Origin of the sequence: Nostoc sp. 'Peltigera membranacea cyanobiont' 213 (genome assembly GCF_002245975.1) — a bacterium.
GTDB lineage: Bacteria > Cyanobacteriota > Cyanobacteriia > Cyanobacteriales > Nostocaceae > Nostoc.
The window spans coordinates 16719-28056 of sequence record NZ_NOLI01000049.1; the positions used below are offsets into that span (position 1 = coordinate 16719).

An 11338-nucleotide genomic window follows, 5' to 3' on the forward strand; every position below is an offset into this window, starting at 1 on the left:
ACTTTTAACAACTCAGATAAACTATTAACCTAAAAAATACACCGGATAAATCGGTGTATTTCTAGCATTATTCAAACCCATACTTTTTAGAATACTTTACTCCAAATCCTGATGAGTAAAAGCTTTAGCATTCGCCCCGGTGTAAGTAGCGACAATATGTCCATCGCCAGTCATTTGATATTTGTATGTCACCAATCCTTCTAAACCAACGGGGCCGCGGGGAGGCATTTGTTGCGTACTAATCCCTACTTCCGCACCGAAACCATAGCGGAAACCATCAGCAAATCGGGTAGAACAATTGTGGAATATATTAGCTGCATTTACTAGTCCAAAGAAAGTTTCAACAGATTCTGAATCTTCAGTGATAATCGCGTCAGTATGACGAGAACCATATTCGTTAATATGTGCGATCGCAGCTTCTATCGAGTCTACAATCTTTATCGACAAAATAAAATCGCTATATTCTGTTTCCCAATCTATCTCTGTTGCCGATACGATATTAGGTAAAATTTCCAAGGTGCGTTGATCGCCTCTTAATTCTACATGGCGTTCTTGCAAAGCATCAGCAACTTGGGGTAAAAACTCCGTAGCAATTGATTGGTGAACTAGCAAAGTTTCAATCGCATTACAAACAGCCGGATATTGAGCTTTGGCATCGACGGTAATCGGAACTGCTTTAGAAATATCAGCAGATTTATCTATATAAAGATGACAAATACCATCGGCGTGACCTAATACAGGAATCCGTGTATTTTCTTGAACAAACCGGACAAAAGAATTAGAACCTCTAGGAATAATTAAATCTACATATTTGTCTAATTTCAAAAGTTCTAGAGTTTCTTCTCTAGTTGTCAATAACTGTACTGCATCAGGGTTAACAGCAGTTTCAGATAATCCTTGTTTAATTGCTTTGACTATCGCTTCGCAAGAACGTACCGCTTCTTTTCCGCATTTGAGAATTACCCCATTTCCAGATTTGATCGCTAAGGAAGCAATTTGAATCGCCGCCTCTGGACGCGCTTCAAAAATAATCCCCAAAACACCTAAAGGACAAGTAATTCGCTTGAGAATTAAACCAGTATCAAGTTCGCGGTGAATTTGGATTTTACCAATTGGATCTGCCAGCTTACCTACATCTTGTACCCCAACGATCGCATCTCTTAATTTATGTTCATCCAACTGTAAGCGCTTATAAAGCGGTTGGGGAATTCCTTCGGCGGTAGCAGCTTTACAATCAGCAACATTTGCTTGTAAAATTTCATCTTTAGCCGATTCTAAAGCTTGCGCGATCGCAACAATTGCCTGATTTTTTGCCTCAGTGGAGAGAATCGCCAGCTTAATTGCGGCTTTGCGGGTTTTTTGGGCGATCGCAATTAGGGGAGAACCAATATCAAAAATAGTCATAACAGAAATCTTTACTTTTTCTTCATCTTATCAATCTGAGTCGATCGTTGCTTATCGTCTTCCTCCAATCGGGTGAACCATCTGGGTAATCAATAATTCCTCTGATCGGGTGAAGCAAAACTTGGTTTAAAACATTTATTCTATGAGTATGAAACACAGAGCAAGTAACAGTAACAACTTCTCCACTATATAAATAAATTAAGTATTATTACAGGCAATATTTAAAAGCCTTAAAAATGATTTATGCGTACCCAAGACTAGAGAGACATCGTAATTTATGTTTCTCTAGTCTTTTACTTAAGTAGATAATTTATACTGCCATTATTTAAATTTTTACGAAATTGCAGTGACGATCGCTGGATCTATTGAGTATTGATAGATTAAATACCACTCCTTTAGTAGGGAGATCCTATGTCATTGCAATCTGGATTAGATGCCTTAAAAGACAAGCGTTATCAAGAAGCGGTTAAATTACTCGAAAAATTCTGCCGCGATTGCGCTGATGGCCGCGCCAACGCCTCCGGCGAAAGTGATTCCTCAGATTATCTTTCAGCACAGATGTGGCTGATAAAAGCCTATCAAGCCACAGGCGAAATCGAAAAAGCCAAAATTCTGTGTCAAAGGTTAATGATGAGTGAAAACCCACAGGCTCGCAGTTGGGCAGAACAAGCTAGTCAATCCTTCCGCCAAACGCCAGCAACCCAATCTAACGCCAGCCAAAAAGCTAGTCGTGCCGCCACTACTGGGATGAAATTAGCGATGGGGGGTGTGGGTGGTAGTTTGGCGTTAGCTTCTGGTGTCACCATGACCTTGTTGTTTGGCATGGTGTTTGCTTTAGGTTTGAGCTTAGTATTTATTTTGGGTAGCAACGATCCGCTCCAAGGGCTAGCGATCGCTATTGGTATTACCCTAGTTTTTAATATCGCCGCTTTTTTCCTGTCTCCATTCATGATGGACTTAACTCAAGGCTGGCTTTACCAAACTCGCTGGGTAGAGTTAGCAGAAGTTGAAAGTCTTAGTCCAGAGACAGCTAAAGTTATTCGCCAAGTCTGCGAGCAGAAAAAGCTGAAAACACCACGACTAGGCATAATTAATGACCAAAATCCCACAGCTTTTACTTACGGTTCATTGCCGAATAGCGCCCGTTTAATAGTTAGCCAGGGACTTTTCACATATTTGGATGACGATGAAATTGCTACAGTTTACGCCCATGAATTGGGGCACATCGTCCACTGGGACTTTGCAGTGATGACTGTAGCTTCCACCTTAGTGCAAATTTGCTACCTGATTTACAGCACAGCCAGAAAATTAGGGCGTGGTGGCGATAACAAGATTAAAGATGCTATCCAAACTGCTGGTCTGGTTGCCTACGTGTTTTACGTCATTGGTACTTATCTGCTGCTGTACCTCTCTCGGACACGGGAATACTTTGCTGACCATTTTGCAGCCGAAAGTACAGGTAATCCCAATGGATTATCCCGCGCTTTGGTGAAAATTGCCTACGGCATCCTAGAAGAAGGTTCGCGGACACAAGAACCCAGTCGTTTAATTGAAGGGACTCGTGCCTTGGGTATCTATGACCATAAAGCCGCCGCTTCTACAGGAACCGCTTACCGCATTGCATCCGATACCCAAAAAATTGGTCGCGTCTTTCTTTGGGATATGTTTAACCCTTGGGGCTGGTGGATGGAGTTAAATTCAACTCACCCGTTGACAGGTAAACGAGTTCGTGCATTAAGCACTTATGCCGAACAATTGGGTTTACCAACTGAGTTTGATATGGGGCGAGTTATTGGAGAAGGCAAAACTCTGAGTAAGAGTAGACTTTACGGCAACTTCTTTTTAGATGTTGTGCTGTACGGCGCTGAAACAATTGGTTTCTTGGTTGGCTTGGTAATGGGTGTGATTCTGTGGTCAAGTTCCCCAAACACAGGTTTAGCATTTGGTGCGCCACTTATTGGCTTAGGGATAGGAATTGTGGTCAAAGCCTTGGTGATGTTCCCCGACTACAAGCAAGCAGCAGAAACTGATATTCTCACGCTGATGTCAGACCCCTACGCCAGTCCGTTACGCGGACAACCGGCAAAACTGGAAGGTCTACTTATTGGTCGTGGCGACGCTGGTTATAAATTTGGTTCCGATTTAAAAATTCAGGATCGTAGCGGGATGCTTTATCTGCATTACGCCTCACGCTTTGGCCCCATCGGTAATTTCTTGTTTGGGATGAAGCGAGTGAAAAGCTTAATTGGCGAACAAGTGGGGGCTGTAGGTTGGTTCCGTCGGGGTGTTGCGCCTTGGATGGATTTAATTCAACTTCAAAGTGAAAATGGCACTATTGTCAACAGTTACCATCGCTTCTGGTCATTCATCCTTGGTGGTGGATCGATTATCCTGGGAGTGGTCTTGATTATGTTTTTGAGCCGCTAGCCGAGTTTCTAGGCTGCTGTCAAAGCATTTCTCAATCCACCCAAGCTTTAATTTGCCAGGAGGCGGTAGTAACTGCCTCTTTTTTTTACGCTAACTTACTTACGCCTGGCTACGCCTAAGCATTTGCTAATTCAGCAATATTTACGACTAGCTACACCTACGCAATTGCTGATTACGTGCTAAAAAACCTTAAGACTTATACGCTAAAATTGTTGGTTGCCTTTAACTAGGTTCGCCAGTACTTTCACCAACTTATCTGGCTCGATTGGTTTAGATAGATGAACCTGGAATCCAGCTTCCAGAGCCAGGCGGCGTTCTTCATCTCTAGCAAATGCCGTTAGTGCTACAGCTGGAATCTTCTCCCCACGAAGGGCTTCTTGCGATCGCACTTGGCGAATTAGCGAATAACCATCCTCATCTGGCATTCCGATATCACTGACTAAAATATTTGGTCTTAATCGTACCAGCGCTTCCAAGGCTTCACCTACTGAGCTAACCGATGTCACCTGCGCTCCCGACTGTTGAAGAATGAAGGCAATTAACTCACGAGTATCGGCATTATCATCTACAAGGAGGATTTGCAACCCATCAAGCGCTAAGAGGTTATTGACTTTTACTTGACTTTCTTTAATTAACTGCTCTGGTTGCGCTTCTATTAGAGGCAACAAGACTGTAAATGTTGCTCCCCGTTCTTCCCCTTCACTAAATGCATGAACTGTGCCTGAGTGCATTTCTACTAAGTGGTTTACAATTGCCAGTCCCAGCCCCAAACCACTGTCTGCTCTAGTAGTTGTGCTATCAGCTTGACGGAAGCGCTCAAATATATAAGGTAGAAAGTCAGCATTAATTCCCTTACCTGTGTCAGAGACAGAAATCTTCGCATTTGAGTTTACCTGCTCCAGACACACTTCAACTCGGCCTCCGCTAGGTGTAAACTTGACGGCGTTAGAGAGCAAATTCCAGACTATTTGTTGGAGGCGTTCTGCATCACCCATAACCTCACCTACTGACAAGTCAAGCTTAGATTCAACTCGAATATCTTTAATCTCAGATGTGGGATATACAGCCTCAATCGCCGCGTTAATTACAATTACCAGGTCAACTTTATGGAGATTTAGGCGGATTTTACCTTGTACAATCCGTGAAATATCCAGGATATCTTCAATCAGTTTCCTTTGAAGTTTTGCATTTCGTTCGATTGTCTCCAGTGCCTTAGAAGTAACTGCTTCATCCAATTTTCGATTACGGATTACTTGAACCCAACCCAGCATCGAGTTGAGAGGTGTACGAAGTTCGTGAGAGACGATCGCTAAAAATTCGTCTTTAATTCGGTTGGCTTCCTGGGCTTGGCGATAAAGCTGTGCATTTTCAATAGCAGAAGCTGCGCGTTGGGCAACTTCTTCAGCCATTGCTAGGTCTACAATTGTGTAATACCGTCCTACTTGTGTAGAGGCAAATACAATTGTCCCTAATTTGCGTTTCCGCACTAACAGGGGCACAACCATATAAGACTTAACTTGCAGTAAATTGAGATATTCCTGGTTCCATGTGTTTTTCTGCAATGAAGACTCAAGAATGTCTGTAACCAGTTCCGGCTTACCAGTCCGTAAAACCTTTGGTAGTCCACGATCGGCATCGATAGGAATTGGATAGCGTTGTCGGAGTTCTCGCACTAGTGCTTCTTTCTGCGGTTCCGAAGCAGCGATGACTGGGTTAGTAAAGGCTACCGAATTATTTTCAACGACATCTACAATGCAACAATCGGCAAGGGTAGGCACTGCTAGTTGTGCCATACTCGTGAGAGTTGTACGGTAATCTAAGGAAGATGCCAGCACACGACTTGCTTCAGCCAAAAAATTAGAGCGCCTCTCTGCCGCTTCGGCTGCAATCCGGGCAATTTGCTCGCTGGCAAATAACAGTTTTCGCTCGGACTCTAAACGCCTACGCTTGGTAATATCGCGCATTAGCCAGCGCAGAGCAACTGGCTTACACTCCTCGTTACGGACGGTAACTACTGTCAAAGCAACATCAAAACAGACTTTTTCTCGTGGTTGTACACACACTTCCCATTCTCCGCCCCGGTCGAGATGCTGCAACTGAGCCAGATAATTAAAAAAAGCTTGGCGATCTGACTGGGCGATAAAACTAACCAACGGTTTACGAATCAAAAATCGCTCTGAGATATTAAGTAAGACAGTAGTAGCTTGGTTAGCTTCAAGAATAGTGCCATAAATATCAGTTACCAAGTAACCATCAGGCGCAAAATCAAATAACTCTTGGTAGCGCTGACGCTCCTTCTCTACTACCATTCGTGTTGCTTGTAGTTCCTCGGAGGCGACTCTCATTTCCTCCAAAGCAATTTTCAGTTCTTCAAAAGCTTCTGCTGTTAGCTTTTGTTGTGAGTACCGTTCACTTGCAGTACTTTGCAATAATATCGTTACCCGTGAGCGTAATGTCTCTATTTGCTGACTAAAATCGTCTACATTCATGTTGCTCACTTTGCTAAGACTAGAGAAGCGCACGTGAGAGGAAATATTAAGCAAACATAAGTTCAAGTGTACGCTCAAAGCTGAACTCAAAACTATTACTCAAAAGATAGAGGTTTGTCTTGCCAACACGAGTCTTACAAAATCAATTAAACACAATGTAGCTATATCAGCCCCTATGTTCCATGTTACAATAAAGGGTTAATAAAAAAATCTACCTAGAGTGCTGTAGAACTAGAAATATAATAAGTAGATTTAAGCAAATTTTTTTCTAGCTTAAGGAGGGCCTGATGGTTACAACAACAGTAGCAGAACAACAGGTCAAATCATCCCTCGGAATTTTACCCTGTTGATGCAGGTTTCAGTTTTATGGGGATGATGAATGGGATCTTTGATATGGGGTGGGAATGATAAATATACTTTGCATGAAACCCTAAGCTAATTCTGATGATAAATGCGATCGCTACTAGATTTCGCCAACTTATGGCTCGGAGGAAAAACCCAATTGGCTATTTTTACAGACAGGACTGCAAAAACAAAACCAGGCGTTCCTTTGCACTGTATACCTCTATAGGATTAATAGGGGGAATTTTGGCATTGTTATTAATAGCATCCCCAGGACTGTCCCAAAAACCAGAACCCCAACAATCGCCAAAACTCCAACAACCATTATTAGTAGGTACACGAGTTATACCGCCTTTTGTACTATCAAACAAAGGTGAGCTATCGGGATTCAGTATCGACCTTTGGCGCAGCATTGCTAACCAAATCGGTGTAGAGTCTAAATTTATTGAATATTCCAGTGTGCCAGAACTGCTTTCTGCGATTAAAGACAGCAAAGTCAACTTGGGGATTGCAGCTATCTCAATTACATCTGAACGCGAGCAGAATTTTGATTTCTCATTACCCATTTTTGCTGGGGGGCTGCAAATTATGGTACGAAACGTAGATAGTAAAAACAGTGCCTTTCCAAATATTTTGCAATTGTTTTTCTCTACTGGCCTCTTGCAGGTAATAGGCATTGCCCTAGTGCTAATTGTCTTAGCAGCCCACATTATTTGGTTATCTGAGCGCAATCACAAAGAAGGGATGATTTCTCAATCATACTTTCCTGGCATTTTTAAAGCTTGTTGGTGGGCAGCTGCCACATTAGCGACTCAAGCCGATGAAATGCCCAAGGGAGTGCTGGGACGTTTAATAGCTGTAGTCTGGATGTTCATCGGAGTCCTCTTTGTCGCCTACTTTACAGCCAGCGCGACTACTTCATTAACAGTGCAGCAACTTCAGAGCGATATCAGGAGTATAAACGATTTACCAGGCAAGGTAGTGGCTACAAGTGCGGGTAGCACAGCGGCGACATATCTGCAAGAACATCATATTTCAATTTTAGAAGTCCCCAAAATTGAAGAAGCTTACAATGCTTTGCAAACAAAAAAAGCTGATGCTGTGGTGTTTGATGCACCTGTACTCCTCTTTTATGCTGCCAATGAAGGCAAAGGGAAAGTACAGATTGTTGGCAGTATCTTGCGTGAAGAAAGCTACGGCATCATTATGCCTAACAACAGTCCCTACCGCAAACCAATTAATCAGGCCCTACTGAATCTCAAAGAAAATGATACTTATCAATCGTTATATGATAAGTGGTTTTCTCCTAAAGAATCTTGAAGAAGAGGAATAGGGAGCCTCCCTACTCCTTCCTCTTTTCATTAGCAAGTTGGGCTTTTGCCTGTTGCCAAAGAGTTTCTAACTCATCCAAACTGTAATCAGAAAGGGGGCGATCGACAACTGCCTCCATTTTTTCTAATCGCTGCACAAATCGCTGATTTGTGCCTTGCAAACCGGCGCTGGGATCGAGATGATGCCAACGCGCTAGCTGAATAACTGCAAACAATAAATCGCCTAATTCTGCTTGTTGTCGTTCGGGTGTTTCCGCAGCTAAAGCCTGTTGAAACTCCCCTAACTCTTCATGAAACTTATCCCAAACGCCCTGAATATTTTCCCATTCAAACCCGATCGCCGCAGCCTTTTGAGAAATCTTCATCGCTGCTGTCAACGGGGGAAGGGTACGCCCATAACGACCGAGTTTAGCACTAAGTTTTTGCGCCTCTGGGGATGGTTCGCCTTTTTCCGCAGCCTTGATTTGTTCCCAATTTTGCCGCACCTCATCCACACTTGTCACCGATACATCACCAAAGACATGAGGGTGACGGCGAATCAACTTTTGGGAAATCCCCTGAGTTATTTCTTTGAGGGAAAATTGTCCAGATTCGCTGGCAATTTGGGCTTGCAATACCACCTGTAATAATAAATCGCCTAACTCTTCTGCGATCGCATTTTTATCCCCACTTTTAATTGCATCCACCACCTCATAAGCTTCTTCAATCACATAAGGGGTTAGCGTTTCGGGAGTTTGCGCCAAATCCCACGGACAACCACCATCAGGCGATCGCAATTTTGCTACTATCTCAATCAATTCTTGCAACGCCGCCAAAGTATCAACTTTGTCATTTGTCATTTTTCATTTGTCCTTTGTCGTTCTTCCGTTGCTCTTTCTGCTAACTGTAGTTCGACGACTACCGCGACTTGTAACTTTCCGCTTCTTCATTTTGCCACTAGGAAGCAACCCCCGAATCCCCTGTTTTTGAAAGCGCTTGTATGCAGAACCGCTCCAATCGCTAAGAGAATGACTCATCGCACCAAGTTCCAAACCCAAAAACAGGGCAATATATTCAGTATTGTATTGCCCGAGCGATCGCCCCACAGTTCCACCCAAATCTTGCCAAGTAAAACTCAGATTCCATAACCTTTGGGCAATTGCCAAAACGAAAATTGCCAAGATTGCTAGCAAACACCCCAGATAAAGTATCCGCAGAATTGTGCCAATAATCGGCCCGTGGGATAAAAAAGAACGATGCCGCAGACTTTTTTGATAAGGTAGCCAAATCCAGCGCAAGAAACCCCAGCGTTGAAATTGCACAGAGTAAATATCTAAATCGGGGCCAAACATCAGCCCTCCAAATAGAAACCCGCCTGCAACCAACAAAGTCGCATTGCTACTGCGAGTCTGCCACAAAGTAATGCCCGCCACCAATGGCAGAGCATACATAGTAATGCGATCGTGCGTCCGACCAGAGGGCATTCTAATTCCTGTTAGCGATAGCGGGGCGTTTAGCCCGTGCTGAGTAACTGAATACTGAGCCAGTATAAGAGAAAAAAAGATTTTACCAAAACTACTAGCGCAATGCGAAATGGTCTGCTATATTAGTTAAGGATTGGTCAAACAAACGGGCGGTTAGCTCAGTTGGTAGAGCGCCTGCCTTACAAGCAGGACGTCATCAGTTCGAGTCTGGTACTGCCCACTAAGTAAAAAAAGGCTAGAGACAAGTTAAATGTTGTCTCTAGCCTTTTTTAAATGCGTTCAAAAGTTGTCAGTTGTTCATTATAAAAACAACTGACACACTAACTTAAGTTAGTTTAATGCTGGTTCAGGGTTAGATGAACTTGTCTGATTTTGAGCTAAAGGTTTCCAGTAACTGGCAATTAAGGCAACTATGAGCCACCAGAGGGTATTGACTTCAGGACGATACCAGACAGTATCTACAGTGCCGTGAGCTAGCATACCCAACAAAATAGCGATCGCCCCAATTAACCAAAATCCCTCTCCACTTCTGATTTGTCGCAATCGTCGGACTTGCAAAAATGCCGTATTAAATGTAACGATTATTAGCCAGAGAAAGAAGGCTAAACCAACAAATCCAGTTTCTACAGTCACTTCAAACAAAATCGAATAAGCACTTAAAGCAGTGTAACGAGGGCGTTGGTAGAGAGGATAAACTTTATTAAAAGAGTTGTGACCGGGGCCAATACCGAAAATTGGGCGATCGCGAATCATCTCAAAGACAGCATCCCACACATTTCGGCGAAAATTATTACTGCTATCTTTGCGATCGGCAAAAATACTCAAGACCCGAACCTGCACTGGATCTATAAATATCACTGCTAGTAGTAATACCCCGATTAAACCCCCCAAGATAATCGGTAGCGACCAAGTACGCCAAAAAGGAGGCATTTCCAGACTTTTCCAATAAACTAGCAATGCCATCACAGCTAAAATTGCCACCACTAGTCCAATCCAACCGCCACGACTAAAAGTCAGGATCAGGCAGGCAGTATTGACAATCAGCATTGTTAATGCTAGAGCTTTTTTGAGCCAGCTTTGCCATGCAAAAATTGCCACTAAACTAAAAATTACTGCTGGTAAAAGGTATCCTGCCAATAAATTGGGATTACCTAAATAACTGTAGACTCTTGTAGTCTTAGACAGAGGAGATTCAGGATCGACCCAAGTTGCCAGTGCTGTGGCTCCAAAAAACCATTGCCGCAATCCATAGACACTGACAATTAACGATACATGCAGGTAAAGAATGATAATCCAAGACCGGAGACGAGGCGACCTTAGTACCCTGGCACAAAGGGCAAATAGTAGCAAATACAAGGTCAACGTTCCCAAGTCGTTAAGTGCCGCCTTTTTCACTGGTGATAATGCTGTTGCGATGACAGCAATTCCCCAATAGAGCAATACCAGCAGGTGAATGGGAGTGACTGACGAGACATTTGCTGGTGTGACTTCATCAGATAAAGTTAACAACAACCAAAATCCCACACAAGCCACCAGTAACAAACCTACTAACGTACTCGAAGCAAAAGGTGCAAGGGCATATATTAAGCTGAGTAAAGCAGCTGCTGTCGCATCTCCCCACTGAAGTAAGATGCTGGTTTGCCGCCAAGGACTTAACAGTCCGACCAGATAACGGTGTACGTAACTGGTAGCAAGATATTCTTTGAGCGGTAAAGATGATAAAGTAAATCGTTGCCAGACTAAATTCATAAAAAACATTGCGATCGATTAGCCTGCCGACGCAGAACTTGGAATCGATCATAATGCTTATGGCTATAAAAAGGTAATAACAGAGATTGCACATCGCGTTATAGCGCTCTTATTTTTAGCCATCAGCTACTAC

Annotated in this window: 7 protein-coding genes and 1 tRNA gene; 3 read left to right on the forward strand and 5 right to left on the reverse strand. The window is 43.2% G+C overall.

The window, feature by feature from the left end; genetic code table 11:
* Window positions 1–96 precede the first annotated feature (96 nt).
* Complete coding sequence (locus tag CDG77_RS15485) at window positions 97–1404, reverse strand: glutamate-5-semialdehyde dehydrogenase (RefSeq protein WP_094330240.1); 1308 nt, start codon at window positions 1402–1404, stop codon at window positions 97–99.
* Window positions 1405–1815: 411 nt separating this feature from the next.
* Here CDG77_RS15485 and CDG77_RS15490 point away from each other — a divergent pair, with 411 nt between their 5' ends.
* Window positions 1816–3831: a zinc metalloprotease HtpX gene (locus CDG77_RS15490; RefSeq protein WP_094330241.1), complete on the forward strand. Its 2016-nt coding sequence runs from the start codon at window positions 1816–1818 to the stop codon at window positions 3829–3831.
* A gap of 203 nt (window positions 3832–4034) precedes the next feature.
* Here the strand turns inward: CDG77_RS15490 and CDG77_RS15495 are convergent, their stop codons facing one another.
* Window positions 4035–6320 (reverse strand): PAS domain-containing hybrid sensor histidine kinase/response regulator, encoded by a 2286-nt coding sequence (locus CDG77_RS15495; protein ID WP_094330242.1) that lies wholly within the window; start codon window positions 6318–6320, stop codon window positions 4035–4037.
* Between the two features lie 444 nt (window positions 6321–6764).
* Here CDG77_RS15495 and CDG77_RS15500 point away from each other — a divergent pair, with 444 nt between their 5' ends.
* Window positions 6765–7982, forward strand: coding sequence for a transporter substrate-binding domain-containing protein (locus CDG77_RS15500; protein ID WP_094330243.1), 1218 nt, complete (start codon window positions 6765–6767; stop codon window positions 7980–7982).
* A gap of 22 nt (window positions 7983–8004) precedes the next feature.
* On the opposite strand, the gene mazG is transcribed toward CDG77_RS15500, so the two are convergent.
* Window positions 8005–8832 (reverse strand): nucleoside triphosphate pyrophosphohydrolase, encoded by an 828-nt coding sequence (gene mazG / locus CDG77_RS15505; protein WP_094330244.1) that lies wholly within the window; start codon window positions 8830–8832, stop codon window positions 8005–8007.
* 3 nt (window positions 8833–8835) lie between these two features.
* Window positions 8836–9456, reverse strand: coding sequence for a metal-binding protein (locus CDG77_RS15510; protein WP_094330245.1), 621 nt, complete (start codon window positions 9454–9456; stop codon window positions 8836–8838).
* A 147-nt stretch (window positions 9457–9603) separates the two neighbouring features.
* On the opposite strand from CDG77_RS15510, the gene CDG77_RS15515 reads away from it, so the two are divergent.
* Window positions 9604–9676, forward strand: a tRNA-Val gene (locus CDG77_RS15515).
* 110 nt (window positions 9677–9786) lie between these two features.
* On the opposite strand, the gene CDG77_RS15520 is transcribed toward CDG77_RS15515, so the two are convergent.
* Complete coding sequence (locus CDG77_RS15520; protein WP_094330246.1) at window positions 9787–11205, reverse strand: IctB family putative bicarbonate transporter; 1419 nt, start codon at window positions 11203–11205, stop codon at window positions 9787–9789.
* Window positions 11206–11338 lie beyond the last annotated feature (133 nt).

What these genes read in the sequence shown, in the direction of transcription:
- CDG77_RS15500 (WP_094330243.1), top strand. Translation starts at nt 6,765, where the DNA reads ATGATAAATGCGATCGCTACTAGATTTCGCCAACTTATGGCTCGGAGG.
- CDG77_RS15510 (WP_094330245.1), bottom strand. Translation starts at nt 9,456, where the DNA reads ATGCCCTCTGGTCGGACGCACGATCGCATTACTATGTATGCTCTGCCA.
- CDG77_RS15495 (WP_094330242.1), bottom strand. Translation starts at nt 6,320, where the DNA reads ATGAATGTAGACGATTTTAGTCAGCAAATAGAGACATTACGCTCACGG.
- CDG77_RS15490 (WP_094330241.1), top strand. Translation starts at nt 1,816, where the DNA reads ATGTCATTGCAATCTGGATTAGATGCCTTAAAAGACAAGCGTTATCAA.
- CDG77_RS15485 (WP_094330240.1), bottom strand. Translation starts at nt 1,404, where the DNA reads ATGACTATTTTTGATATTGGTTCTCCCCTAATTGCGATCGCCCAAAAA.
- mazG (WP_094330244.1), bottom strand. Translation starts at nt 8,832, where the DNA reads ATGACAAATGACAAAGTTGATACTTTGGCGGCGTTGCAAGAATTGATT.
- CDG77_RS15520 (WP_094330246.1), bottom strand. Translation starts at nt 11,205, where the DNA reads ATGAATTTAGTCTGGCAACGATTTACTTTATCATCTTTACCGCTCAAA.